This window comes from Planktothrix pseudagardhii (genome assembly GCF_904830925.1).
Classification (GTDB): Bacteria; Cyanobacteriota; Cyanobacteriia; order Cyanobacteriales; family Microcoleaceae; genus Planktothrix; species Planktothrix tepida.
Genome location: NZ_LR882967.1, coordinates 567,494 through 593,298 on the forward strand (window position 1 = coordinate 567,494; position 25,805 = coordinate 593,298).

A 25,805-nucleotide genomic window follows, 5' to 3' on the forward strand; every position below is an offset into this window, starting at 1 on the left:
GGGTTATCCCCGCCCAAACTCAGTTTTTAAACGGATGACTACACTAACTTTTGAAGGTTTGAAGCATGGAAAAAACAACATTTGTAGATTTAAGTAAATATGACCAGTCGGATTTTGATCGGGGAAAACCCGGTTGGTTTGTGTTATTCTGGTGGCTAGTTCAAGGCGTGATATTTCCCTTAACACTACATCCCTTGAATGGAATTCGCTGTCAAATTTTACGATTATTTGGAGCTAAAATTGGTCAAGGGGTGATTATTCGTCCAACAGCCCGATTTACCTATCCTTGGAAAGTCACCATTGGAGATTATAGTTGGATTGGAGATGATGTTGTCTTTTATAGTTTAGATCAAATTACCATCGGCGAACATTGCGTCATCTCTCAAAAAAGTTATTTATGTACCGGAAGTCATGATATTAAAACACCGGACTTTAAATTAAAAACGGCTCCGATTGTCATTGAAGATGGAGCTTGGGTGGCTACGGATTGCTTTATCGGCCCTGGGGTTGAAATTGGAGTCAATGTTGTAATTGGGGCGCGCAGTAGTGTCTTTAAAAATATGCCTTCGGGCCAAGTTTGTATGGGTTCGCCTTGTCGTCCCTGTTATTCCAGACCCATGAGTTAATCCTGATTCTGCATCAACTTTACAGAGGGGTCGGAGGCAGAGCCTCCGACGGGGGATTCCAATACAGCGTATTGGAACAAGGGAATAAAGGATGGGAAAAGGGAATGATAGTATTATAAATGCAAATTGCTATTTATGCAAGCCATCTTTGAGGAATTCAGTTCCGTTTCTTTTCTGAATCACGTTCTAAGGCAAATTGGATTAATTGATGGACTAATTCAGGAAAGGGAACACCCGTAGTCGCCCAAAGTTGGGGATACATACTGGTGGCTGTAAAACCGGGAAGCGTATTAATTTCATTGATGAGAATTTCTCCAGTTTCTTCCACATAGAAAAAGTCAACTCGTCCTAATCCAGAAGCATCAATCGCTAAAAAGGCTTGAATCGCCATCTCTTGAATTTTCTGGGTGATTTCATCGCTAACTTTTGCGGGAATAAATAAATCTGCTTTTCCTTCGGTGTATTTAGTTTCATAATCATAAAAATCGCTATTAAACGTAATTTCTCCCACAACAGAAGCTTTAGGATAATCAGTTCCTAATACCGCACATTCTAATTCTCTCGCGACCACTCCCGCTTCTACAATAATCCGCCGATCATAACTAGCTGCATTATCTAAAGCGGTTTCTAATTCTTGACGATTTCTAACTTTAGAAATTCCTACCGATGATCCTAAATTAGCAGGTTTCACAAAACAAGGATAACCTAATTCAGCTTCTAATTGATCACATAATTTCGGAAAAATACAAGGGTTAGAATAAATTTGCGATCGCATCACCAACTGATATTTAACTTGGGGTAAACCCGCTTGAGAAAATGCCATTTTCATCGCAATTTTATCCATTCCCATTGCTGAACCTAAAACCCCAGACCCGACAAAAGGAACCTGGATTAAGGTTAATAATCCTTGAATGGTTCCATCTTCTCCATTAGGCCCATGTAAAATCGGAAACCAAACATCAATTTCTGATAAATTAATCGTCTGAGGAATGCGATCACCCGGTCGAGCTTCATCGCTGATCAATAGAGGTTTTCCAGACTCTAAAACCTGTTGAGCGATTTCCCGATCTTTCCAAACCCCATCTTTTTGAATATATACGGGTAGCACTTGATATCGATTTGCATTCTCATCGGTTGTTAAGGCTTTTGCGATCGCTCTAGCGGAACTAATGGAAACTTCATGTTCGCCGGAACACCCACCAAATAGTAATCCTACCCGTAATTTAGTCATATTACTCAAAACGCAGTTTCAAATTTCTCGAATACTATAGCAGGGATGAGGGGACAAGGGGACAAGGGGACAGCGGGATGAGGGGATGAGGGGATGAGGGGATGAGGGGATGAGGGGATGAGGGGATGAGGGGATGAGGGGATGAGGGGATGAGGGAGAATCAATGATTTCTTCCCTATTCCAAGAATGCAAGAGTGCCATTGCCCATTCCCTATTGTCCATTGCCTATTCCCTATTCCCCATTCCCTATCACTTTTTGAATTTTGGGTAATTTTAAACCTTGAACAGTTCCTTGAGGTTGCATTAAAGGAAGAAACGTCTCAACGTTTTCAGCACCAGCGTTTTGTAATGCTTTTAAAAGTTGGCTGGTTTCATCGATGAATTGTTCAACATTAATTCCACTATAATCAGGATAATAATAGTTTAAGCGTCCCAGTCCTTCCCCCATTAAAATAACAGCCCCTTTCCAATTTTTTTGGCTTAAATGGTAGAGTCCGACGGCAATTTGTAAAACGCCTTGATAAAATTTCTTTTCCGGTTCTGAGGCTTCCATCCATAACGCTTCTAAGGTGTCATGACAAGTATAAAATTCTTGTTGGTTAAATTCTTCAACACCTTGCCAAAACGCCAGGGGAATTTCTTCTGTCATGGATTTTAATTTTTAACCTCAAATCAGAATAATAAAAATGATGGATTAACGATTAATTACCCTAATTTTTAACACCAAACCCGACACCAATAGTCAATAATTATACCATCGTAGCGCGAACTTTTTCAATTTCTTCTAGGGAAATTGCTTGCTGATCTCCTGCAAAATCATTATCATCAGTTAGGAATAGCATACAATGACATTCTTTACGTTCTCGCATAGGAACACAGGGACAATTCCAAAATGTGCTTTTGACCTCAGCTTCTTTATCTTCATAATGACGACAAGGACAAAGAGGTGCGCCTAACTCATCTTTATGTTTTGCTAACCCTTCAATAACAACAGCAGTAACGGAGGGTTCAGCACAAAAATAAGTTCCCGTGCGTCTAGCATACTGTTCCGAGAACTGTTTCATTGCGATTAAGCTTTTTTGGCTGGCTAATTTATCGTTAGTTTCTGGGGTCATGGATCAGCGTGTAATTTTATAACAATATTATTTTTAATTGTACCGCAATGGATGTCAATCAGGCAAACTAGGAGTCTCTGTGGAACAGGCATCTTGCCTGTTCAGAAAATGGACATTCAATTAAAATTGAGAATTATTACCTAAAGATTGGATAATTTTAATGAAGATTGAAGTTGAGATTGTAGAGAAAGATCAAGCTTAATTTCTAATCCTAAATGGGATAATTTTTGTATTTGATCGTGAGTTTGGCTGGTTAATTGAGAATCAGACGGCCAAAGTAACCATCGACTTCCCAAAGGTAAGGTTCTTAAGGAAGCTGGATTTTGAGTTAACCAAATAATCGGATAATTTGGAGGTTCTTTAACAAATACATCTTCCCCAGGATTAACATCTGCTAAGGTATGAAGAACGACTCGATTTCCGTAAACTAATCCGGTTTTTGCTGTCCATAACTGAACATTTAATTGACTGTGACAGGCATAAAAATATAAGGATGCAGCAGCAATTACAGCTTGTTCAAAATCATCGGGTTGCCAGAAAAAAGAACTATCTAATGCAATAATAATTTCCTGACCTCCGTGGGAGGTTTCTAATTCTCGAACTCGTAATTCGCCATATCGCGCACTAGAACGCCAATGAATTAAACGAGTGGGATCACCATAACGATAGGGTCTTAAGGTGCGGGTAACACCTTCAGTTGCCATTTGAAACTGACGATGTTCATAAATATTGGGATTATACTCTTTTCCGATTTCATCGATTAACGGACAGGTGGTTAACGGTAAAACTAACGGATAAACAATGGCACTTGCAGGAACTTTTCGTTCTCGACTACACCAAAATAATCCTAATGGTGTTGCGGTTCTTAATTTAACTCCCATCCAATGATAAATCCCCCGTTTTTGGGTAGGAATATAAGTTACCCATTGATAAGATTTATGGGCAGGTAAAAGCTCGATTACGGTTGCCGATTGTCCTAAATTCGGAGGTAATAAATCCTGAACTTGAATCAGAGTTTTAGCTTGATTGCTGGCATTTTTAATCGTTAATTCTAGGGTTAAATCGTCTCCAACACTAACGGGATTAATGATTTCTCGTTGAACTTGTAGAGAAATAAGAGAACGTTGGGGTAAAATTGCAGCAATGGCTAATAAAGCAAAACTAATACCACTAATAACATAAAGCCATCCTGCCATGGTATTTGTAGCTGCACCAAAGAAAAAGATGGATAATGCCATGAGTAATCCCCCTGCATAAGCTGGGGCGACCCAATGGGATTCTAACCAGTGTTGTAGGCGAAATCGATGGTTTTTCATGAATTCAAAACCTTGGGGATTGGAAAGATTGTAGCAGGTTTCTGTGTATTGTATCTTTATATGAATATTCAATTTATTGATAAAGTTGTCATTTGAGAGGAGAATTAGTACATCAGAAGTTCGATGGAAATCCCCGAATAAAGGTTATTAATACCTCAACGTCCTTGATCCGAGGAAAGGAAAAGGTCAAAAAATGTTTACAAAGACTACAAGTAAGAAATATATTGCCTATAATTCAATTAATCTTAAATTGCGTTGAAGTCAGCTAAACAACCCTAAGCTTATGACGAACTCCGCCTCCCCCAAACCTCTGCCCAAAATGCCTCCACCCCCTAGTGCTGTTTCAGTGGAGTCTTCCTCGGTTTCTATAGCCTCGGCTTCCTCGATTAAACTGATGGTGAAAGATGCTTATAGCAAAAAAGCCTCAGATATTCATATTCGAGTCGGACATACCCCTCGATTTAGGGTTCAAGGACAAATGGCAAGGGCAAAGGATCATGTTAAAGTCACGCCTGAACTATTTGAACAGTATTTAGATGAAATTCTCACTCCCCATCAACGCAAACAGTTTGCGGAAACAAAAGAATTAGACACAGCCATATTTTATCCAGGGTTAGTGCGGTGTCGGGTGAATTGTTTTGATTCCCTGACTGGAGGGGCGATGGTTCTGCGTCTGATTCATTTGCAGATTCCCTCCATTGATGAGTTAGCATTACCACCCGTTCTCAAAAATATTATTAATTCTCCCCAAGGCTTAATTTTAGTCACAGGGCCAACGGGTTCTGGGAAATCGACCACGTTAGCAGCAATGATTCGTCACCTAAACGAAAGTGCGAAAAAGCATATTGTTACTATTGAAGACCCGATTGAATTTGTTCACCCCTCGAAGATGTGTTTAATTAGCCAACGGGAAGTGGGGTTACATACCTTAGAATTTCATAACGCCTTACGGGCAGTTCTGCGGGAAGATCCTGATGTGATTTTGATTGGGGAAATGCGCGATCGCACAACGGTTAATACAGCGTTACAAGCATCACAAACGGGTCACTTAGTATTAGGAACTCTGCACACCCGTAACGCTTTAAACGCGGTTAATCGTCTATTAAACCTATTTAACATTGATGAACAACCCGCCGTGCGAATTCAAATTTGTGATTCTTTAGTGGCGGTGATTGCTCAATTATTAGTTCCTACTGTTGATAATAAACGCACGGCGGTTCACGATATTTTAGTTAATACTCCAGCGATGCGAGATTATCTATTGAAAGGTGATGACGAAAGTGCCTTACAGTTAATGGAATCAGATACTTACGAAGGAATGCAACTGATTAACCAAGCGCTATTTGAACAGGTGGTTGCTGCACGGATCACAATGGAAGAAGCCGAAAAAGCTTCTCCCGATGCTACCGATTTAGACCGTCGCTTCCGTACTGCCGGGATCGACTCATCGGGTATGGCCCGCCAATTCAGAGAAGGTAAATCGCCGTTTAGTGCTTAAAAGTGTTGACGGTTGGGTGCAATGTACAAAGTGCGGAGTGCGGAGCGCGGAGTGCGGAGTGCAATGTATGGGAAAAGAGATAGCAGTTCATTATTTCTCCCCCTGCTCCTCCTCTCCCCCTCTTCCCCCTCTTCCCCCCTTCCCCTCTTCCCCCCTTCCCCTCTTCCCCCCTGCTCCCGGAGTTCCCCCTTCGTTCTATAATTTGGCAGTAACTTTCATCTTACCTTGATCGTGATAGCCCTTTATCCGGGTAGTTTTGATCCGGTTACGTTAGGACATTTAGATGTCATCGAGCGAGGTTGTAAACTGTTTGATCAGGTGATTGTGGCGGTTTTGGGAAATCCGAATAAAAAGCCTTTATTTACCGTAGAGGAACGGATTAAACAAATTCGTTACAGTACCCAACATTTGAACAATTTAGAAGTAGCCAGTTTTGATGGTCTAACGGTAGACTATGCAAAACTACGGAACGCTCAAGTTTTACTCCGAGGTCTGCGAGTTCTTTCAGATTTTGAATTAGAACTGCAAATGGCTCTCATCAATAAAACCCTGTCAACAGAAATTGAGACGGTGTTTTTGGCAACCTCAAAGGAATATAGTTTCTTGTCAAGTAGTGTTGTCAAAGAGATTGCCCGATTTGGGGGTTCTGTTGATCATCTTGTTCCTAATCACGTTGCTCAAGAAATCTATAAATGTTACGCCAGGAATCAACCCCAAGACTAGAACCTGAACAAAATGGACTCCGTGTAGAACCTGAAACTCCGGTGAGTAATTCCCCTGGAATTGATATCCAACGGGAACTTAACCGACTGGAGGAAATGATTCTCGATAGTCCCAGGATTCCATTAACTCGACGCACTTTAGTCGATGAAGAACAATTACTCGATCAATTAGATTTAATTCGATTGAATTTACCGAGTGCTTTTCAAGAGTCAGATATTATCGTCCGCCATAAGGATGAAATTCTTCAAGAAGCGGAAGAATATGCTCAGGAAATTATCGATGCGGCTGAACAAAGAGCGGCTCGAATATTGAATGAGATGGGTTTAATTCAACAAGCAAAAGCTGAAGCGGATCAATTGCGTCAACAAGTGCAACACGAATGTGAGACGCTTCAACAACAAACTTTGTCTGAAATTGAACAAATTCGCTATCGTCTTCAACAGGAATTAGAAGAAATGCGATCGCGGACTATGGCTGAATGTGAAGAAATTCAAAATGGTGCAGATGACTATGCAGATCACGTTTTAGGAAGTATCGAGCAACAGTTAAATGAAATGATGCGAGTGATTCGGAATGGTCGCCAACAAATCCAGGGAAATCACCCTACCCGATAACTTGATTAATCGGGGATGTTATCTGTCACGATATGATAATTAGGAGATAGCTTGGACGTTATTGACAGCGTTTTTTCGGCTATCTCCGATTTTAATTCGCCGATTTTATTAGGGATCAAAATTGCATTCAGTTATTTATAGCAGTCGCGCCTGGGGTGTTAAGACATAGACTGATGCAGCAAACCTAAGCATAGAAATCTTTTCCTACCTGTTCCCTGTTCCCTGTTCCCTGTTCCCTGCTATATGTTAAATAATATTCGGCTATTACTTCAAGCTTGCCAAAATCTAAATATTGATTATGAAATTCTCCATAGTCATGAGAATTTAATCAAAATTAAGCTCGATAAAAATTACTATTTCTGTAATTATAGTACACCTTTTGTTGATCAATCTGTTTTTAAAATTCTCAAGGATAAGGAATACACTTACTCGATTTTAAAGGAGAAAATTAACATCCCGAAAACAATAGGTTTTCTTTCCCCATTTTGTGATGAAAAATATCAAGAGTATTTACAATTTAAAACTATTCCTGATATTGCCCGTGAAATCGAGAGATTTTTTAAATTTCCAGTGATTGTTAAACGTAATTCTGGTTCCAGTGGACAGAATGTGTTTTTATGTCAAGATCTTGAAGAAATTGAAACAGCATTAACAACAATTTTTAATATTCATGATAAAAATTATGATTATGTTGCTATCGCTCAAGAATATATTTTAATTCAACGGGAATATCGAGCCGTTTTTTTAAATCAAAAATTAATCTTACTGTATGAAAAAGATATTAGTCAAGCGACATTTATAGGAAATTTAAGCCCTTTACATTGGGAAGGTGGAAAAGCTAAATATATCAATAATCCTCAAATTATATCAGATATAGAAAAGTTTTGTCAACCCATTTTTCAAGAATTAGCTTTAGATTATACGGGGTTAGATATTGCAGTAGATGAGCAGAATCAATATTGGTTTATTGAGGCTAATTCTCATCCTAATTATGATATTTTTACTAGAGATAATGGATCAGAACTCGCTGTCCAAGTCTTTGAAAAAATGCTCACCTTTCTGGCTTCTAAATCTAATCAAAATTCCTAGCCATATTTTTAGATTTTTTCCTTTCTCTGTTGCTTGTGTAAGTTAACTATCTGTCACAAACCTTAACAATTAACCTCGATTTCCAATTAGAACAGAATTGTATTTTCTGAATCTCTAGGTTAAAACTAACATACGATTCTATCCCTCGGATCAACAGCCCTCTAATTCTCCTAACATTGTTTTATATTACTTCAAATGGTTAACGAAAAATTCCGACGTCAACTACGCCAAGAAGCCAAACTTTGGCAGGAAGAACAACTCATTGATGATTCTCTATATCAACAGTTAGCAACACGCTATCAATTTGATCATCTTGAAACCGCAGCCAGTAGTCGGTTTGTGATGATTTTAATCGGTTTAGGGAGCATTCTATTAGGTTTAGGTGTAATTACCTTTGTGGCTGCGAATTGGCAGGACTGGTCAAAAGCCGTTAAAGTGATTCTGCTTCTGAGTTTATTTATTGGAGTCAATGCGGCTGGTTTCTATTTATGGAAACAGCCATCAGATTCTTTTCAAGTGGGAAGAAAACGACGGTTAGGAGAAGGATTATTACTTTTTGGCGCATTAATTTTAGGGGCAAATATTGCCTTAATGGGACAAATTTTTCATCAAAGTGGTTCTCCCTATGAACTCTTTCTGGTGTGGGGAATTGGGGTATTAGTCATGTCCTATAGTCTACAACTAACATCTTTAGGATTTTTAGGACTACTATTGTATGGAATTGGATATTGGACAGGAACCTCTAATTTATTCTCACAGCAAGAATTTTCTATTTTGCATTTAGTCTTAGAACATACCCCATTAATTGCCGGATTTCTGTTTATTTCCCTGGCTTATTGGTGTCAGTCTCGTGTCCTATTCGTGATGACATTACTGATTCTAATTCCGGCTTTACAGATTAGTATTATTCCCTTGTTTAATTCCGATTTACCCCAAGGGTTACTATTCGCTTTCTTATTCATCTTTACTCCCGCTTTACTGTGGGGTTATGATGATACTTTGTGGCCGAATGTTGACAGTAGACGCTTTCAACCTTTAGCGCGAACCCTATCCATTATTCTGTTAGCCGTTTTATTTTTTAGTCTCTCGTTTAACGGGTTTTGGAATAACTTTCCTTTAACAGATTCTAACGATTTAATTCCGATTAGCAACTTTGTTTTAATTGATTTCGTCTTCTTTTTAGGCATTCTATTTTTAGAATGGTTCCAACTGGTTAAACCGACTGCTATTCATCCCAATAAATGGGGATTTGATTCGATTACCAGTGTAATTGTAGGATTTTTAGGGTTAACGGGATTAATCTGTTTCTGGCATTTACAAATCCATACCATGCCTGAAATCGCAACATTTTTGTTTAATGTACAAATGTTTTTATTAGCAACAGGATTAATTAGAATTGGACTCGCCCAAACTCAACGCTTTGCCTTTTGGGGGGGAATGATTTTATTAGTTTCTCAAATTATGAGTCGCACCTTTGAATACAATACCGAATTGATTCTAAAAGCCTTTGTGTTTACCTTATGTGGAGTCGGAGTGATTGTAGCAGGCTTATGGTTTGAACGCCATTTATTAGCTATTGCTAAAATACAAAATCGTTAACTGATCTAATTATTAGGAGTAAAACTCATGAATGATGCTAACTTGAATGAGACTCAATCTTCTGTTACTTTAACTCAGTTTCCTGTTGTTAAAAAACAAATTCCGGCTTGGAAATTTTGGACACCGTTATTATTTCAGTTAATTCTAATTTTAGCGGTTCCTTCTCAAGCCTTTTATACTCAGGTAACAGGAAAAACAGTCATCCTGCAAACGGCACCCGTTGACCCCTATGATTTCTTTCGAGGATATTATCAAACTCTGAGTTATGATATTTCTAATCTGAATACTCTCAAAGCACTTCCCGGTTGGAAAGAAATCGTTAAAGGTGAAGAATATTTACCCACTGGAACCCTAATTTATGTCACCTTAGAACAACCCAAAGATTCAACAAAATCTCAACATCCTTCAGCCTGGAAACCTGTAAAAGTCAGTGCAGAATATCCTCAGAATTTATCTAATAATCAGATTGTTTTACAAGGAAAATCAACAGGATGGAGTATTGAATATGGTTTAGAACGGTATTATATGCCAGAAAATCAACGAGAACAAATTAATAGTACCATTACAGAAGCACAAATGAAGGATCAACAATCTTTTGTGGTGGAAGTTAAAGTTAATGCTCAAGGAAAAGCAATTCCTGTTAGTTTGTGGGTGCGCGATCGCAATTACCAATTTTAAATTCCCAAAACCTAGTTTCTAGTTGTGATAGAATTTCCAAAAATATGTTACAATTAAGAAGCTGGGTTTTAATATTAATTTAAAACCTTAACTTTAATTTAAAATCAATTCAATTCAATTTATTTTTAACAATAAATAGATAAAAACATGAAAAAAATTAACCTTACTAATTTAGGACAAATTAAAAAAGCAGACATAGAATTTGGCGATTTAACTTTATTCATTGGCTCGCAAGCTACTGGAAAAAGTATTTTATTGCAATTAATAAAACTTTTACTTGATAGTGGAGATATTGTGCATACAATCAAAAAAAATGGCTATGACTGGGGAGGAAATATCAATAATTTAATCGAGTTTTATTTCGGAGATGGAATGCGAAATCTCTGGAGTAAAAACACAGAAATATATAGTAATAACAAAAGTATAGATTTAGACCAATTATTAAACGAAAATAGTCGCAAAAAAGAACAGCTTTTCTTTATGCCAGCCCAGCGTGTGCTAACTCTTGAAAATGGATGGCCTCGATTGTTTCGCAGTTTTAATGGAGCTCCCTATGTCGTTCGCAATTTTAGTGAGCATTTATTGCTACTCATGCAACAAGGTTTGGGTAATAAAGGTAGCCCAATCTTTCCCCAAAAAGGTCGCCTTAAACAGGAACTTCGTGATGCACTCGATCAGAGTATTTTTCACGGTGCTCAGGTAGAACTTAACACCACCGGAATGAGTAAAAGCATCCAAATTAATATGAATGGAAATCGCTTATCCTTCATGTCTTGGTCTGCTGGACAACGAGAATTTATGCCTTTACTTCTAGGTCTTTATTGGCTAATGCCGATATCAAAAGCATCTAAAAAGTCTGATATAGATTGGGTCGTAATTGAAGAACCCGAAATGGGATTGCATCCTCAAGCAATTTTATCAGTAATTTTGATGTGCTTGGAACTTTTGCATCGAGGATATCGCTTACTCATTTCAACTCATTCTCCTGTCCTTTTAGAAGCGGTTTGGGCTATTCGTTTCTTACGAGAACAGAATCCTGATATCGAATATCTTTATAAACTTTTTGCTCTGAAGCCCTCTGCCCCAACTACAAAATTATTTGAGACTATTCTCAATCATAAGACTTTTTTGACCTACTATTTTGACCAAAAAGAAGACGGCGTTTATGTCCGTAATATTTCATCTTTAGATCCATTTGATCCTGACCCTGTGATCGCCAACTGGGGGGGATTAACTAGCTTTAGTAGTCAGGCATCGGATGTTGTTTCCCAAGCGATTCAGGAGAAGGAATGAGTTTTCAGAAAGTGATCGAGAATACGCCTTTATTAAAGAATGCTTTTGAAAAGGGATTAAAAGCTCTAGGTTCAAATAGTAGCAAAGTAAAACCTCTTGATACCAGTAAATGTGAAGGGAGTGTTGATATTGATACAGCAGTTAAATCAATATATCCTAATGCTTCACGTTGGGACTATGCAGTTAGTTATGATGGTAAAACTTATTTTATCGAAGTACATAGTGCTAAAACAGATGAAGTAAACTGTTTTCAGAATAAGCTTCAATGGTTAAAAGATTTTCTCATCAATGATGCCCCTGAATTGAATCAAGAACCAAAGTCTTTTCATTGGATTGCCTCTAATGGAAATCATATATTACCGAGTAGTGTTCAAGCCCGTAAGTTAGCTCAAAAAGGAATTACGATAGATAAACAACTAACCATTCCGATTGTGGTTCGGAATAATTATCAATCAGGCTCAAAAAGAAATCACGGTAGATAGACAACTAACGCTGTAATTTACAACTTATTGATAATCGTAATTCTGTTTAAAACTTGGGGGTGGGGTGAGGACAAGCCTCACCCCAAGGTGTCGGGTTTTAGGTGTTCACTAATTATAGATCAAGGTTCCTAAAATAGTAAACCCAGATCCAAATAATTTTATTAAAATTCTATCCAAAAACCAAAAGGACGAGGTTTTCTCACCCTAACAGAGAGACTTCCTCGCCCCGATTCTTTGATAATTTCGCACAGGTAATCGGTTTATTCTTCGTCGCCTTCTTCTGCGTCGTCAGTGGGATAGTAGAATCCTGTAGAACGACCTGTGAGAACAGACTTACCGAGGGATAACGCTTTTTCAGCTTGTAGTCTTGCTTTCCGCTTCCAAGTCGCCTTCCGCATATCGCGTCTTGACCTGGACATTTTCTTCTTGGGTACAGCCATGAGCCTAGTTTAATGAAGATTTTGCACAAACTATTATATTACCCTATCTGTACCCTTGACTGAAGATTTTTTCCCCAAAAATTTACAACGACTGCAAAAAGCGGACTAACGCCTCTCGGTCTTTCTGGTTCATGGTTCTGAAGGCTTCTTTAGCGGTTTCGGCTTCTCCCCCATGCCATAATATCGCTTCTTCGAGGGTTCGCGCCCGACCATCGTGTAAATAGCCGGAATAGGGAGACACCGTTTGAGTTAACCCAATTCCCCATAACGCCGGGGTGCGCCATTCCGTTCCTGATGCTTGAAATTCCGGGCGGTTATCGGCTAATCCAGAACCTAAATCATGTAATAATAAATCCGTATAGGGATGAATGGTTTGATTAGCTAATTCTTTAACCGCCTGATTCCCAGTTTTTAAGGTTGGTAAATGGCAGGAAACACAATTTGCTTGTTTAAATAAAGTTTCGCCTCGTTTAACTTTGGGATCATCTAATAAGGTTCGGGCGGGTACGGCTAAAGTTTGGACATAGAATGTCGTTAAATCTAAGGTTTTTTGATCAATATCCGTTGGTTTTTCACCCTCAGTAAATAAGGGGTTTGTGATTCCCATATCATTGACATAAGCTCCCGCATTTTGTTGAATTAATGTCGGGTTTCCAGCTTTTAAACCAAACCGTCCTAATGCTTGTGATTGTTTTTGAACATCCCAAACTTGATTCACTTTTCCTGAAATTCCATCTTGATTTTTATCTTGAGGATCAGCGAGATTTAAAATCGTTTGTTCAGGAACCGCTTCTAATAAACCCAAACCAAAAACAGGCGGTGGAACTCGCAAGGATTTTTGAATATCCGTTGCAATGAGTTGACCATTAGGAAGGATAATTTTAGGCTGTGGCGATCGCAATTTATAGGAGGTTTTATCGCCATATTGACCCGTTTTTTCTTGCCATTCTATATTAACTGTGGCTTCAGGTTTTTGTCCATAAATGGCGAAATCTTGAATTTGGGTTCCCAGTCCTAGAACAGGCGGTGAATTATCAATTTTAACCGATCCTTCTAAATGAAAATTACCGGGTTGAATCGGATTAATTTTTGTGGCGCTAACCCTTACTAATAATTGTCCGGGTTCGGGTAAACCTCGACCATTTTTCAGGTGACATCCTGCACAGGAAGCATTATTAAAAAAAGGCCCTAACCCAGGATGAATTTGTGCAGGTTTAGTGACAAAATTCGCCTCAAAAGCAGTATTAGATTCTGTATGTTTTTTCTTTCCAGCTTCATCTAAATTGCTTAAGGGTTGTTCAAAACTACTAGAACTACGGTTAAATACCGTTGTTTCTCCTCCTGCTAAAGAGATTTCAGGTTGAAACAAATTTTGAAAATGCCAAAGATGAGATAGGGTAATTCCTCCTAAAATTGCAATGGCGAAAATGATTAAAAATTTAATCGATTTTCGGGGAGGATATTTTAAGGATAGGGTTTGCATTGATTGTATGAGTGGAGGGAAAGATATTGATTAGGGTATTTTTGGGTATGTTTTGATAACTTTAATAGAGAAAAATACTCTACACCGATATTAGGTTGTTTTGAGCAGGGGAAGAAGTTGTGTTTCTATTGTAGAAAACAAGGTTAAAATCGCTGATTTAGCTGATGTTAATTTAGCCGTTTTTTCCGGGCTTTTAATACTGTTTTCAATCGGACTAGGAACCGCATTAACAGCTTCTATCGCTGCTTTTAATTCCTGTTTGATTTTTTGATCTAATTCAGGATTTTTTTGAGCCACTAAACTACTAATACTATTACTTTGCGTTCCGGTTCCTGAAATTTGCCCTAAATAAGCATTCTCAACACTTTTAAGATTATTCTTAAAATCTGTTAGAGAATTTTGGCTAAATCGACTTTCAAAGCTTAAATGATCTTTCGTTTCTAACGGTTTCCCGATTTTCTCATTGGCTACTTCATCCAAACAGCCTAACATCCCCTGTAGAATTTCCTCAACGGCGGCTTGTGGGGTGGGATAGGCGGGATTATTATTCGTTCCTGCGGTTGCTAAAACCTCCCGATAAGCTGGATTCCCATTTACTCCTTCTGCCCAACTTTTCGTTAAACTATTGGCAGATTCATTAAACGCTAAGGTTAAATTTTGTAATAATTTTAATTCCCGTTCAGAGAAATCCTGAGCCGTTTTTTGAGAATCTAAACCAAATAATAGATATTCAATTGTATGAAATCCTTTTTGCGTTGTTTGCAGTTTTTTCACCGACTCTAAGGTGATTTCATCTTGACTATTAATAACAGCAACAACATCCGTTTCATTCACAGGCCAATCATCTAAATCCCCATCATAACCTAATGATTCCGCAGGGCCAAAGGCAAAGGCTTCACTTTGTTCCCAAGGAGCACGAGTCGTTATCCAAGCGTTTTGTGCCGCTTTGAGAGTTTCTTCGGTGGGGTTTTCTACAAACCCATTAACGGCTTTCGACAGTTCTCCCGCCTCTTGTACTAACTGTTGATAGGTGGGAATGACCACTTCATCCGCAAAATTACTTACTACTAAGGTCGTCATCTCTGGTGATACGGCTTGTGAGGGATTATTCGTTGATGCCGTATTATTGCAACTACTACTCAATAAGAGTAAACTCGCGATCACAGATGTTTTAAAACACTTTAATATTGAGTAAGTCATCGATTGAATGGGTAGAGTCTTGTTCATAGTTTTTGAGAGTTTTTCTTAAATAAATAATGACGAGAGGACGGGTTTAAATGCTTTTAATCCTCCCGAATTACCCTTGATCATTATGGGTTTTTCGTTGATAAAAAACTGAGTTCTAGGGAACCATCTGGCGTGAAAACCACGATAAATTGACCCAAGGGAGAGGGAGATTTTAACGTTGTTTCAAGTTGAGATAAGGGAATTTCTTGAAGATAATCCTTAAATGGCTAAAAAGGAAATAAAACTCGACCAAAAGGCTAAAGTTCGCATTTGAGGCAGAATTTTACTTGCGCCTCTGAGGAGGGAAAATGCTAAATGTCCGGTGTAAACAATGACGACGGTTGCTAATAGGGAACCAAAGCCATGTAGAGTTCCTAAACTGCATTGCCAAGGACTCGGATGTAGTAAATTGACGAAGGGTAAAAACAGAAATAAACCTGCGGATAAAATACTAAGTCCGTAGATACACAGCGTTGCTAAATCCAGAGAACGCGGAAAATTTGAGGTGTTTGTTTGCATTGAAGGTTTTACCAATTCAGATTAATTCTCAATTAGTTTAGAAAACGATAATTAATGCTGACGTTTCTAAGGATTGACTTGACAGAAAATCCTAAAAAAACCTACAATGAAACTATCCAATCTAAATTAAGCGAGGACTTTCCAGGGTTATCGCTCAATCAAGACACAAGGATATTTCAAAAGCGGTCATTAATTATCGCTTTCGGCTGAAAAGGCTCTAGGCTAAGTTGCTCAACTTGTCAGCCTAGTGCCTTTTGTGATGGTTTTGGAAGCTCTCAATTCCTCTGGGTTTTTAAAGATTAGTTGATAAAGCTTCTCAATTAAGATACGATAACTCTAGTCAAAATGCAAGAGTATTAATCACCTATGCTCCTGTGATTAAGTCCAGTGTTAAGATGACAGGGGTGTGATCACTCGGCTGTTCCCAGGTTCTAGGAATTTTATCGATGATAGAATTGCTGGCGACTTCGTAGAGGGGTAAGGTTAAATAATGGGTATCAATGCGCCATCCGGTATTGCGTCGGAAGGAGGCTTGGCGATAGTCCCACCAGCTAAACTGTCCGCCTTCGGTTGTGAACTTGCGAAAGGCGTCTTGAAACCCTAATTCTAATATTGATTGTAAAGCTTGACGTTCAGCATCACTCGCCATAATATGAGTTTCTCGATTTTTGGGGTTATGAATATCAATATCTTCTAAAGCAATATTAAAATCCCCACAAATACAAATCTTTTCTGTTTGAGTTAACAGAATTTTTAAATAATCTTTAAGACAATTTAACCAGTTTAATTTATATTGATATTTATCGCTATCAATACTAGAACCATTGGGAACGTATAAATTAACAATAGCCATTCCATTAATAATTCCCGTTAAAACTCGTTTTTGTTCATCAAATTGTTGAGCTTCTTCAGTATTTAACAATCCTGAAAATCCACAATAAACAGAGTCCAAAGGAATTTTACTTAAAATTGCCACCCCATTATAAGCTTTTTGGCCATAAATATAAATCTCATAACCCAAATCTTCAAAAAACGGACGAGGGAAATCTTTATCAATTACTTTTGTTTCTTGTAAACACAGAATGTCAACGGGGTTAGTTTGTAACCATTGCACAATATGATCTTTTCGGGTTCTAATTGAATTAACATTCCAGGTTGCAATTTTCATTCTAAACTCCTAACTAAACCTTAAAATTATCATAATATTTTTGAGCGAACTCAAGAAATAGCTTGAGATAAGTTTAAATATTCTAAGATTAATAAGCGCAGGTAATCTAACATCCGCAAGTAAGATTTAAAATTCTCATACTTTCCAGGAGTATGAAAATAAAGTTGAGCAATTATAGGAATATCAAATACTCTCATTTTTTGTAAAATCCGAATTTTTTCTTGGACGTTTTCCAGATAACCTATCACTTTAATTTGATTAGCGTATCCTCGAATATCTGTAGTTAATAGTTCAATTTCTTCTAATACTGTAAATTCAGCTTCTGATATAGAAAATTCAGCAGAGATTGCTTTTCGATCTGATTTAGTGTTTTGATAATCAACTATTAGTTGATCTAACAGTTGATTAATGTGAATTTTGGTTAATTCAGGGTTTTGATTGGTAATAGTTGTGTTAGTCATCGTTAACTCCATAAGTAACAGTTTTTTCAATTCTAATTGGCATTCTGTTAAACTCAATTACTCATTTTATCAAAACTGTCGAGCAATTCTTCTCCAATCAATACGAGTATCTTAAGCATCACATTTACGCTTGCCATCGGGCTGTTCCTCCTTATATTTTACCATGCCATTAACAGCAATTTTAACCCATTTAACGAGTTAAGTAAGCGTAAACGTAAAGTATCCATAATATCCCTCTTCTGTCAGTCTCCGAGAAGTAAAATTAGAAAATAAACCAGATGGGTAGCTAGAAGGGGGATAGGGTAATGGATGTAGAATTACAGATGCTCAAACATTTAGCCCGAGATGCACAACCAACAGTTTCAGTGATTGATGAATATTGTCAAGGTTATAAAGACCTATTTGCTGAAGTAAGAAGTTACGAATGTTTTAAATACTTACATCTAGGAATCATCTCACCAATTCCGAGAAAATCTTTACCGGAAATTGCTAAAATAGTAGGAATTAGGTCGCCACAATCACTCCATCATTTTTTAGCGAATTCGCCTTGGTCAGCAAGGGAATTAAAGGAAAGAAGATTGGCTCGAACTCTAAAAGCATTGAAAGAAGAAAAGATTATAGTAATAATTGATGAAACGGGAGATAGGAGAAAGGGTAAAAAAACTGACTATATAGCTAGACAATACTTGGGCAGTGTGGGCAAAATAGATCGGGGAATAGTATCAGTTAATGCTTACGGTGTTTATAAAAATATAACCTTTCCTTTAGTGTTTAGAGTATTTAAACCCAAAGGAACATTAAAAGAAGGAGATGTCTACAAAACTAAGATTGAAATCGCGTGCCTAAATCCTAACAGAGTTAGTTGAACTAGGATTTAAAATTGAATTGGTATTAGCAGATAGTCTGTATGGTGAAAGTAGTTCGTTTATCAGTACATTAGATAAATTTGGATTACCGTGGATGCTGGCAATAAGAAGTAATCATGGAGTCTGGATGTCAAGATGACAGACAGTTAGAGCCAATAAATGGTGTAAATTTGAGAGGATTTTTAGCAATCAAGAATCAGAAACTAGATATATCCCTCTTCTGTCAGTCTCCGAGGAGTAAAATTAGAAAATAAACCAGATGGGTAGCTAGAAGGGGGATAGGGTAATGGATGTAGAATTACAGATGATCAAACATTTAGCCCGAGATGCACAACCAACAGTTTCAGTGATTGATGAATATTGTCAAGGTTATAAAGACCTATTCCCAGAAGTGAGAAGTTACGAATGTTTTAAATACTTACATCTAGGAATTATCTCACCAATTCCGAGAAAATCTTTACCGGAAATTGCTAAAATAGTAGGAATTAGGTCGCCACAATCACTGCATCATTTCTTAGCCAATTCGCCTTGGTCAGCAAGGGAATTAAAGGAAAGAAGATTAGCCCGAACTCTAAAAGCATTGAAAGGAGAGAAGATTATAGTAATAATTGATGAGACAGGAGATAGGAGAAAGGGAAAAAAAACCGACTATATAGCTAGACAATACTTGGGAAGTGTGGGCAAAACAGATCGGGGAATAGTATCAGTTAATGCTTACGGTGTTTATAAAAATATAACCTTTCCTTTAGTGTTTAGAGTATTTAAACCCAAAGGAACATTAAAAGAAGGAGATGTCTACAAAACTAAGATTGAAATCGCATCAGAAATTCTAACAGAATTGGTTGATTGGGGATTTCAGATTGAATTGGTATTAGCAGATAGCCTTTATGGTGAAAGTAGTTCGTTTATCAGTACATTAGATCAATTTCAAATTCCTTGGGTACTAGCAATAAGAAGTAATCATGGAGTCTGGATGTCAAGCGAGCAGAAAGTTAGAGCCAACAAATGGTGTAAATTTGAGAGGATTTTTAGCAATCAAGAATCAGAAACCAGATATATTAGAGAAATCATATTTGGGAAAAGAAGTACAAGAACCTATTGGGAAATTACCACAGATCCAGAAACGATGCCAGAAACATCAACTTCGTTTGTCATGACAAATTTAACAGAGAAGAGAAGCCAGATGAAAAAGACATTAGGTAATTTATACGGGTTAAGAACATGGGTGGAATATGGATTTCGACAATGTAAACAAGAACTGGGTTGGACTGATTATCGGTTGACGGATTTTCCCGATATAGAAAAATGGTGGGAAATCATTTTCTGTGTGTATTTAATGATTAGTTTAAACTCCGAAGTTTTCCGGTCTTTAAGTCAAGGCAGTCCCAGAGAATTTGAGAGCAAAAAAACACTACAGATTGCTCAAATCACCAACAATGGAATCATAAAGAGGGATGGAAAAATGTTTTAAATAATCTGCGTTTAATAATTCAGCCTACTATTATATTGTGGTTGATTGTCCCGTAGCTAGATATTTTTCCCGACCGCCATTTATTAGTAGATTTTCATAAATTAATTGAGAATATTAATCAATTTCAATCTTATTTTCTGAATGGATAACTCTACTTTTTATTACTTGTTGATTTCGGAGATTGACAGAAGAGGGTTAGAAAAAGCTGTTGATTATTTGAAACAACAGGGTGTGGATATTCCTGAAGAATATTTGCAGCATTTATCGCCGTTGGGTTGGGAGCATATTAATCTTACGGGTGATTATGTTTGGAATTTAAAGCAGGCAAGCGGTTTTGACAACTTACGCCCTTTGCGGGTGAAAGAAAATAGGTATCGTTGAAATGCTTGAGGAATAAAGGTTTCAACCTTAGCGTACAATTTTCCCGTTTTGGCACGGTGATGCCTAAAGCTTCGGAAGTTCACCGAAAAATTGGAATAGGTTTCTATTTTTTAGAATTAGTGGAAAATTTGCCCCCTATCTGCGGAATGTGGGCTTCAAGGTCAACAGATTAAAAGGAAGGGAATTCAAAACTATATAGGTCGTCTGAAAGAAGAAAGGCGATCGCTACGCCGTCACAGCAGTTTTTGGATGGGGTTATACGGCACATCTTGGGTAATAGGAATGGAGTTTTTTCAAGAAATTGTCAATGAATTAATGCTGATCAGACGTAACAAGTTGCCTTTTTTTCAGAGGGGGTTAAGGGCTATGTCCTTGATTTTATCAACCTTTTAACAGGGTTGTCACCCCGTCAGCAAATCTTTACAATTGATCTATTGCAATTTCATCAATTTTTATTTATAAGTAGGTAGGCTCTATAAAACACCACTATGTAAAGAGAGGATCGAGAATTAAATATTGTTTACTTTAATCTATTTAGGAGAATATCGTTTGTTTAAAAAACACTAAAACCCATTTACATAACTAAATATTATGATAACAATGAAAACCTCTTCTGTCTTTGATACATCTATTGGAATACGGCAATATGATGATTTATCTCAGTTGATAAATTCTCAATACGTAGAATCTTGTGTCCCCTCATTTTTAGCCCTTTTAAGTACAGTTCTCTATAAACACACATACAATGAAGTTTTTCGTGTGCCTGTTTACTCATATACCAACTTACATACCAATAGTAATGTAGAAGAGCTATCTAAAGATTTTATCAAGAAAAGTTTTGTATTTGACTCAAATATAAACTATACGTTAGATGAACTATCAAAATCAATTAAGTGTACACTAGAAAGTTCTTCTGCTGAAAAAATAACCACCAATGATGATAGTGTAAACGTTCTTGTGCTTTTATCTGAGGAAATGCTTTCTCAGCAAATAATAGATGATGCCAAAGCATTGCGGCAAATGACTAAAGTTGAATTTGTCTGTATCATAACTAATAGTAAACAATTAGTCGAAATTTCTTTTTTAAATACTGATTCCAGTCGTTATCAATTGATCCCAGAACATTTATATAACCTGGCAAATAATATTGAAAAAAATCCTACTCATTGTATTCATTCTTTTAATATTTTAAGCCCTGATGAAATTAAGCAACAGTTAATACTTGCTCAAGGTGAAAAAGTTAAAATTTCTGATAAACCAATTTACAAAAATATAGAATTCTTTGCAGCCACAACGCCTAATACTTTGGCAGTAAGTGCTGGTCAGAAAAACCTTACTTATGGTCAGTTGAATTGTGAAGCGAATCAACTAGCTCATTTTTTTCTACAATTTCCTATTGCTATAGGGGATAAAATTGTCGCATTTCTGCCACGATCAACAGATATTATCAACGCTATCTTCGCAATTCATAAAGTAGGGGCTGTTTATGTTCCTATTGATCCAACTTTTCCTAAAGAAAGAATATTGGCAATTTTGCAAGAAGTCAAACCTCAATTAATTTTGACTTGCTCGGAAGGGGAGGAAGTTCTGGAAAATATTGATATTCCTAAATTCAACCTAGAATATTCTGCTGAAATTCTCAATGCTTTTCCGGTAAATAATCCAGAAATAAAAGTTAATTTAGATCATGAATCTCATATCTTTTTTACATCAGGTACAACCGGTAAACCGAAAGGTGTGGTTGCTACCCAGGGAAATTTAGTACAGTACCTTTCTTCTGCTCGCAACAAATACAAATTTTCTAGTAATGATCGGTTTATATCAACAGCTAGATTTACTTTTAGTATCAGTTTGTTTAAAATTTTAACTCCCCTATATGTTGGAGGATCACTGAGAATAGTTGATCGGGATATAGTTCTCAATTTATCTCAGTTATGTAAAGAATTACAAGGGATTACAGTATTTCATTTTGGACCTAGTTTATTAAAACAGTTACTTCCCTATATTGAAGAAAATTTTGGAGATTTTAGTGCATTTAATAATATCAGGCACGTTTCCTCTGGTGGTGATATGGTTCCGCCAGAAGTTTTAGAGAAATTGAAGAAAATTTTTATTAATGCCGAAGTATATGTAATTTACGGTTCTAGCGAAATTAGTTGTATGGGCTGCACTTATCAAGTATCTAGGGATATGGTTTTGCAAAAAACCAAAGTTGGTAAACCGCATCAAAATATGTCTGTGAGAATTTTTGATAAGTATGGCAATATGGTACCGATGGGAACGCCAGGTAAACTATATTTTGCAGGAGATGGATTAGTAAAAGGCTATTTAAACCTAGAGAAGTTGACGGCTGAAAAATTTATTCAAATTGATGGTGAACGGTTTTATTCTATTGGTGATATTGGACGTTTTGATAGTGAAGGAAATATTGAATTATTGGGACGAGATGATTTTCAAGTACAAATTCGGGGTATGCGGGTAGAGTTGCCAGAAATTGAATATTACTTGAAACGTTTTCCAGAGATTGCTGATTGTGTAGTTGTTGGCAGAGTTATGGAAGAAAATAGCGATATATCTCTCATAGCATATTTAGTTTTAAAGATCAACTCTAATATAACCGCCATCAAAATCCGAGAGCATTTGTATAAATTTCTGCCTGACTACATGATACCAACTATTTTTGTTAAATTGGATAGACTTCCTACTAATCACAATGCTAAATTAGATAGAAGTCAACTACCTGCACCAAATATTAATAACATCTTAGTTAGTTCAACTTTTGAAACATCTACTGATGATATAGAATCTGTATTGATTGCATACTGGGAAAAAATGTTTAAGATTGAAGGAATAGGAGTTAATCATGATTTTTTTGAACTGGGTGGAGATTCTTTGCTGGCTGTGCAATTTCTCATAGAAGTTCAAAAGCGGTATGATAAATTTATACCGATTGCTGTTATACTTGAACGATCAACAATTAAAGATATAGCAGCTATTATTAGAGGCGATATTATAGTGCCGGAAATGGGAAATTTGACAATATTAAAACAGGGAGATGTTTTATTACCCCCTTTATTTTGTTTATATGGTGTGTTGTTGTATAAAGATCTTGCTGGCAGTTTGGATATTGAGAATATTGTTTGTAGTGTGTACCTGCAAGAAGAAATTGATGTTATTCAAAAGGGAGTAAATTCACAGGAGTTTCAAGATTTTCCTAATGTGAAACGTATTACTCAACTTTATTTAAATTCAATTCAAAAATACCAGCAACAAGGACCATATTTTCTGTGTGGAGAATCTTTTGGGGGGATTATTGCATTAGAAGTTGCACGAGAGTTAATTAAGCAAGGTGAGGAAGTTAAACTGGTTGCCATGCTGGATACTCATGTACCTGGTTTTGCAGATCGTCTAAGCACTTGGCGAAAAGCAATGATTCATTTGATGAATGAGGGCATGGGTTCTTTCTCTGCGAAGGTATGGAGTAAATTGATAAATAAAGACTATATGGTGAGACAAGAAGGAAAACTAACTACTAAAACTGATTCAGATGATGAATTTGCTGATGTTAGAGAATATTTTCGCAAAAAAGCTATTGATACTTATGTTATAGAGCCTTACGACGATCCTGTCATATTATTTCGAGCAACACAGCGCTCAGATTTTGAACCCAAGCAAATTGATTTGGGATGGGGAGAATATATTAAGCAATTGACGGTGATTAATATAGAGGGTGATCATTTAGGCATATTGACTAAAGGATATGTAGATAGTTTAGCTACAGAATTGAGCAAATATATGACGTTATAAATTTGTAACAGATAGCAAATGAATTTTCACTAACTAATATTTCTCTCAGATTGTTTTATCTTAATAGAGGTTACAAATATGCTACAATCAAGTGATAAAGTTAAAGTATCATCTATTTCATTCTTAGAATTTTCCGGTAGCCATCCTGAATTGTTGTTATCTCTTTTTACCAAAATGGGGATGCGACAAGTAGGATCATTTGGTGAAGCACCTGCTACTACACTGCATTGTCAAGGAGATATTCACTTTATATCTAATCCTGGATTTGGTGGTAATACTGAAATATTTCGTAGTATTCATGGTCGAGGTGCTAGTGCTATTGGTTTTAAGGTAGAAAACTCTCAACAAGCATTTACTCAAGCAATAGCTTTGGGTGCTATTGTCGCCGAAAAAACAGACTATTCTCTCCCAGCTATTCAAGGTGTAGGTGCTTCTCTTATTTATTTGGTCGATGATCAATTGGAGAAAAATTTATTTGCTTTATTTAATTATGAACGTACTAATAATATTAATCCTGCAACCTGTTTAGAACGAATAGATCATCTCACCCATAATCTCAATAAGGGTGGTGTAGAACGTATGCGTACTTTTTATGAAAAAATATTTGGTTTTGAACAAATCAAATCATTTCATATTCATGGAAAAAAAACAGGTTTATATAGTGAAGTGGTAGCAAGTCCTTGTCGGAGTGTAATTATTCCTCTGAATGAAACTAAAGACGATCAGTCACAAATTGCTGAGTTTATTCGTGAATATAATGGAGAAGGTATCCAACATATTGCTCTTGCTAGTAATAATATTTATCAAACAGTTACTGAATTATCGATGCAAGGCATTGAGTTTCAAGATACACCAGATACTTATTATGAGTTAATTGATCAGCGTTTACCAAACCATAGTGAAAATGTAGAAAAATTGCATAAACATAAAATTCTGGTTGACGGTGGGGAAGAACAGGGAGGAGGTTTTCTCTTACAAATCTTCACTAAAAATAGTATTGGTCCGATCTTTTTTGAATATATTCAGCGTAAAGGAAATAATGGTTTTGGGGAAGGAAATTTCCAGGCACTTTTTGATTCGATTGAATTAGATCAAGAACGTCGGGGGATTTTGAGTTGATTGTGACTCAAAGAAATGTGGGAAAATTGGGGTCGTGAAACAAAAATCTGTGGGATAGGGGGTTAAGTAGCATTCATGCAGAAAGTAACGCTAAGACCTGACAGTTAAACCTTCTGAATCAGAGGAACCTTAAATTATTGAAATTGCATTCATTCCGATTGAAATCAATTAAACTTTTCTCTCGGCAAATGAGTAGTTTTACTTACTAAATTGGGGTGAATTGTTCGTAGGAAATAAGAGGGAAAATAGTGCATTTTTTCCCTACTTTTCCCTACCTGTTTTTAGCCGTTTTTTGGGCTTGTGTGGAAAGAAAGAGTCAAAATGTAATTTTAATACTACAAATGTAACAAAAGCCAATGGAAAATTTTCCATTGACTCCTGTGTGATGAGATGGAGAGTTGCAATAGGGGCTGCCCCCATTCCAAACCCGTAAAACTTATCCTGTGTGATTATATGGAGAGTTGCAATAGGGGCGAACGCCGACACTCGTGGAAAAAGTGCTTTCATCAACCGTCAAAGCTTTGCCTATTCAAAGGCAGTTAATTTCAATTCGGCAAGGATTCACACGCTACCCGTCTTTATTGTTATCAAGTTTGAAT

The 25,805-nt window shown here is 36.9% G+C and carries 22 protein-coding genes and 3 pseudogenes; 15 read left to right on the forward strand and 10 right to left on the reverse strand.

The window, feature by feature from the left end:
- Positions 1 to 65: 65 nt before the first annotated feature.
- Positions 66 to 626, forward strand: a complete 561-nt coding sequence (gene hpsU, locus NMK36_RS02395) for a hormogonium polysaccharide biosynthesis acetyltransferase HpsU (RefSeq protein ID WP_254172912.1) — start codon at positions 66 to 68, stop codon at positions 624 to 626.
- A gap of 157 nt (positions 627 to 783) precedes the next feature.
- Here the strand turns inward: hpsU and NMK36_RS02400 are convergent, their stop codons facing one another.
- The 4 genes from NMK36_RS02400 to NMK36_RS02415 all read right to left on the reverse strand — a co-directional run bounded on the left by NMK36_RS02400 (position 784) and on the right by NMK36_RS02415 (position 4,288).
- Positions 784 to 1,857: a D-alanine--D-alanine ligase family protein gene (locus NMK36_RS02400; protein ID WP_254172913.1), complete on the reverse strand. Its 1,074-nt coding sequence runs from the start codon at positions 1,855 to 1,857 to the stop codon at positions 784 to 786.
- 232 nt (positions 1,858 to 2,089) lie between these two features.
- Positions 2,090 to 2,506 (reverse strand): DUF309 domain-containing protein, encoded by a 417-nt coding sequence (locus tag NMK36_RS02405; RefSeq protein ID WP_072722691.1) that lies wholly within the window; start codon positions 2,504 to 2,506, stop codon positions 2,090 to 2,092.
- Positions 2,507 to 2,606: 100 nt separating this feature from the next.
- Positions 2,607 to 2,972: a ferredoxin-thioredoxin reductase catalytic domain-containing protein gene (locus NMK36_RS02410; RefSeq protein WP_072722690.1), complete on the reverse strand. Its 366-nt coding sequence runs from the start codon at positions 2,970 to 2,972 to the stop codon at positions 2,607 to 2,609.
- A gap of 140 nt (positions 2,973 to 3,112) precedes the next feature.
- A complete protein-coding gene (locus NMK36_RS02415; protein ID WP_072722689.1) occupies positions 3,113 to 4,288 on the reverse strand; it encodes a DUF58 domain-containing protein in 1,176 nt (391 codons plus the stop codon).
- Positions 4,289 to 4,571: 283 nt separating this feature from the next.
- On the opposite strand from NMK36_RS02415, the gene NMK36_RS02420 reads away from it, so the two are divergent.
- The 8 genes from NMK36_RS02420 to NMK36_RS02455 all read left to right on the forward strand — a co-directional run bounded on the left by NMK36_RS02420 (position 4,572) and on the right by NMK36_RS02455 (position 12,264).
- Entirely contained in the window at positions 4,572 to 5,786 is a 1,215-nt protein-coding gene (locus NMK36_RS02420; RefSeq protein WP_083580239.1) for a type IV pilus twitching motility protein PilT, read from the forward strand.
- Positions 5,787 to 6,017: 231 nt separating this feature from the next.
- A complete protein-coding gene (coaD, locus tag NMK36_RS02425; protein WP_254172914.1) occupies positions 6,018 to 6,509 on the forward strand; it encodes a pantetheine-phosphate adenylyltransferase in 492 nt (163 codons plus the stop codon).
- Positions 6,479 to 7,123, forward strand: coding sequence for a hypothetical protein (locus NMK36_RS02430; RefSeq protein ID WP_072718775.1), 645 nt, complete (start codon positions 6,479 to 6,481; stop codon positions 7,121 to 7,123). Before coaD ends, NMK36_RS02430 begins: the two co-directional genes overlap by 31 nt.
- A 243-nt stretch (positions 7,124 to 7,366) precedes the next feature.
- Positions 7,367 to 8,212 (forward strand): ATP-grasp domain-containing protein, encoded by an 846-nt coding sequence (locus NMK36_RS02435; RefSeq protein WP_072718774.1) that lies wholly within the window; start codon positions 7,367 to 7,369, stop codon positions 8,210 to 8,212.
- A 195-nt stretch (positions 8,213 to 8,407) separates the two neighbouring features.
- Positions 8,408 to 9,811 (forward strand): DUF2157 domain-containing protein, encoded by a 1,404-nt coding sequence (locus tag NMK36_RS02440; protein ID WP_254172915.1) that lies wholly within the window; start codon positions 8,408 to 8,410, stop codon positions 9,809 to 9,811.
- A gap of 27 nt (positions 9,812 to 9,838) precedes the next feature.
- Positions 9,839 to 10,489: a GDYXXLXY domain-containing protein gene (locus NMK36_RS02445; RefSeq protein ID WP_072718772.1), complete on the forward strand. Its 651-nt coding sequence runs from the start codon at positions 9,839 to 9,841 to the stop codon at positions 10,487 to 10,489.
- Positions 10,490 to 10,636: 147 nt separating this feature from the next.
- Positions 10,637 to 11,782 (forward strand): AAA family ATPase, encoded by a 1,146-nt coding sequence (locus NMK36_RS02450; protein ID WP_072718771.1) that lies wholly within the window; start codon positions 10,637 to 10,639, stop codon positions 11,780 to 11,782.
- Positions 11,779 to 12,264: a hypothetical protein gene (locus NMK36_RS02455; RefSeq protein ID WP_072718770.1), complete on the forward strand. Its 486-nt coding sequence runs from the start codon at positions 11,779 to 11,781 to the stop codon at positions 12,262 to 12,264. The genes NMK36_RS02450 and NMK36_RS02455 overlap by 4 nt, the downstream gene beginning before the upstream one ends.
- A 260-nt stretch (positions 12,265 to 12,524) precedes the next feature.
- Here the strand turns inward: NMK36_RS02455 and rpmF are convergent, their stop codons facing one another.
- From rpmF to NMK36_RS02485, 6 genes are all read right to left on the reverse strand, one after another.
- Positions 12,525 to 12,704 (reverse strand): 50S ribosomal protein L32, encoded by a 180-nt coding sequence (gene rpmF / locus NMK36_RS02460; protein WP_072718769.1) that lies wholly within the window; start codon positions 12,702 to 12,704, stop codon positions 12,525 to 12,527.
- Between the two features lie 82 nt (positions 12,705 to 12,786).
- Positions 12,787 to 14,187 (reverse strand): di-heme oxidoreductase family protein, encoded by a 1,401-nt coding sequence (locus tag NMK36_RS02465; protein WP_072718768.1) that lies wholly within the window; start codon positions 14,185 to 14,187, stop codon positions 12,787 to 12,789.
- A 90-nt stretch (positions 14,188 to 14,277) separates the two neighbouring features.
- On the reverse strand, positions 14,278 to 15,414 hold the full coding sequence (locus NMK36_RS02470) for an imelysin family protein (RefSeq protein ID WP_083579968.1): 1,137 nt from the start codon (positions 15,412 to 15,414) through the stop codon (positions 14,278 to 14,280).
- Positions 15,415 to 15,633: 219 nt separating this feature from the next.
- Positions 15,634 to 15,933 carry a hypothetical protein gene (locus NMK36_RS02475; RefSeq protein WP_072718766.1) on the reverse strand — a complete coding sequence of 100 codons (300 nt, stop codon included), beginning with the start codon at positions 15,931 to 15,933 and terminating at the stop codon, positions 15,634 to 15,636.
- A 364-nt stretch (positions 15,934 to 16,297) separates the two neighbouring features.
- A complete protein-coding gene (gene xth / locus NMK36_RS02480; RefSeq protein WP_072718765.1) occupies positions 16,298 to 17,101 on the reverse strand; it encodes an exodeoxyribonuclease III in 804 nt (267 codons plus the stop codon).
- A gap of 50 nt (positions 17,102 to 17,151) precedes the next feature.
- Positions 17,152 to 17,562 carry a hypothetical protein gene (locus NMK36_RS02485; RefSeq protein ID WP_072718777.1) on the reverse strand — a complete coding sequence of 137 codons (411 nt, stop codon included), beginning with the start codon at positions 17,560 to 17,562 and terminating at the stop codon, positions 17,152 to 17,154.
- A gap of 305 nt (positions 17,563 to 17,867) precedes the next feature.
- Here NMK36_RS02485 and NMK36_RS02490 point away from each other — a divergent pair.
- From NMK36_RS02490 to hppD, 6 genes and pseudogenes are all read left to right on the forward strand, one after another.
- A pseudogene (locus NMK36_RS02490) lies at positions 17,868 to 18,642 on the forward strand (IS701 family transposase); the annotation flags it as partial.
- 72 nt (positions 18,643 to 18,714) lie between these two features.
- Positions 18,715 to 20,048, forward strand: a pseudogene (locus NMK36_RS02495) (IS701 family transposase).
- On the forward strand, positions 20,041 to 20,280 hold the full coding sequence (locus NMK36_RS02500) for a Tn3 family transposase (protein WP_437126738.1): 240 nt from the start codon (positions 20,041 to 20,043) through the stop codon (positions 20,278 to 20,280). Before NMK36_RS02495 ends, NMK36_RS02500 begins: the two are co-directional and overlap by 8 nt.
- Before the next feature lie 153 nt (positions 20,281 to 20,433).
- A pseudogene (locus NMK36_RS29075) lies at positions 20,434 to 20,560 on the forward strand (IS4 family transposase); the annotation flags it as partial.
- A 320-nt stretch (positions 20,561 to 20,880) separates the two neighbouring features.
- On the forward strand, positions 20,881 to 24,087 hold the full coding sequence (locus NMK36_RS02505; protein ID WP_072722687.1) for an AMP-binding protein: 3,207 nt from the start codon (positions 20,881 to 20,883) through the stop codon (positions 24,085 to 24,087).
- Positions 24,088 to 24,165: 78 nt separating this feature from the next.
- Complete coding sequence (hppD, locus tag NMK36_RS02510; RefSeq protein WP_072722686.1) at positions 24,166 to 25,206, forward strand: 4-hydroxyphenylpyruvate dioxygenase; 1,041 nt, start codon at positions 24,166 to 24,168, stop codon at positions 25,204 to 25,206.
- Positions 25,207 to 25,805: the final 599 nt, after the last annotated feature.

Excerpts from the sequence above, each read along its gene's own strand:
- NMK36_RS02470 (WP_083579968.1), bottom strand. The coding sequence starts at position 15,414 with ATGAACAAGACTCTACCCATTCAATCGATGACTTACTCAATATTAAAG.
- NMK36_RS02505 (WP_072722687.1), top strand. The coding sequence starts at position 20,881 with ATGAAAACCTCTTCTGTCTTTGATACATCTATTGGAATACGGCAATAT.
- NMK36_RS02430 (WP_072718775.1), top strand. The coding sequence starts at position 6,479 with ATGTTACGCCAGGAATCAACCCCAAGACTAGAACCTGAACAAAATGGA.
- NMK36_RS02410 (WP_072722690.1), bottom strand. The coding sequence starts at position 2,972 with ATGACCCCAGAAACTAACGATAAATTAGCCAGCCAAAAAAGCTTAATC.
- hppD (WP_072722686.1), top strand. The coding sequence starts at position 24,166 with ATGCTACAATCAAGTGATAAAGTTAAAGTATCATCTATTTCATTCTTA.
- NMK36_RS02435 (WP_072718774.1), top strand. The coding sequence starts at position 7,367 with ATGTTAAATAATATTCGGCTATTACTTCAAGCTTGCCAAAATCTAAAT.
- NMK36_RS02440 (WP_254172915.1), top strand. The coding sequence starts at position 8,408 with ATGGTTAACGAAAAATTCCGACGTCAACTACGCCAAGAAGCCAAACTT.
- NMK36_RS02405 (WP_072722691.1), bottom strand. The coding sequence starts at position 2,506 with ATGACAGAAGAAATTCCCCTGGCGTTTTGGCAAGGTGTTGAAGAATTT.
- xth (WP_072718765.1), bottom strand. The coding sequence starts at position 17,101 with ATGAAAATTGCAACCTGGAATGTTAATTCAATTAGAACCCGAAAAGAT.
- NMK36_RS02445 (WP_072718772.1), top strand. The coding sequence starts at position 9,839 with ATGAATGATGCTAACTTGAATGAGACTCAATCTTCTGTTACTTTAACT.
- NMK36_RS02400 (WP_254172913.1), bottom strand. The coding sequence starts at position 1,857 with ATGACTAAATTACGGGTAGGATTACTATTTGGTGGGTGTTCCGGCGAA.
- NMK36_RS02455 (WP_072718770.1), top strand. The coding sequence starts at position 11,779 with ATGAGTTTTCAGAAAGTGATCGAGAATACGCCTTTATTAAAGAATGCT.
- NMK36_RS02465 (WP_072718768.1), bottom strand. The coding sequence starts at position 14,187 with ATGCAAACCCTATCCTTAAAATATCCTCCCCGAAAATCGATTAAATTT.
- NMK36_RS02420 (WP_083580239.1), top strand. The coding sequence starts at position 4,572 with ATGACGAACTCCGCCTCCCCCAAACCTCTGCCCAAAATGCCTCCACCC.
- hpsU (WP_254172912.1), top strand. The coding sequence starts at position 66 with ATGGAAAAAACAACATTTGTAGATTTAAGTAAATATGACCAGTCGGAT.
- NMK36_RS02415 (WP_072722689.1), bottom strand. The coding sequence starts at position 4,288 with ATGAAAAACCATCGATTTCGCCTACAACACTGGTTAGAATCCCATTGG.
- NMK36_RS02450 (WP_072718771.1), top strand. The coding sequence starts at position 10,637 with ATGAAAAAAATTAACCTTACTAATTTAGGACAAATTAAAAAAGCAGAC.
- NMK36_RS02500 (WP_437126738.1), top strand. The coding sequence starts at position 20,041 with ATGGATAACTCTACTTTTTATTACTTGTTGATTTCGGAGATTGACAGA.
- rpmF (WP_072718769.1), bottom strand. The coding sequence starts at position 12,704 with ATGGCTGTACCCAAGAAGAAAATGTCCAGGTCAAGACGCGATATGCGG.
- NMK36_RS02475 (WP_072718766.1), bottom strand. The coding sequence starts at position 15,933 with ATGCAAACAAACACCTCAAATTTTCCGCGTTCTCTGGATTTAGCAACG.
- NMK36_RS02485 (WP_072718777.1), bottom strand. The coding sequence starts at position 17,562 with ATGACTAACACAACTATTACCAATCAAAACCCTGAATTAACCAAAATT.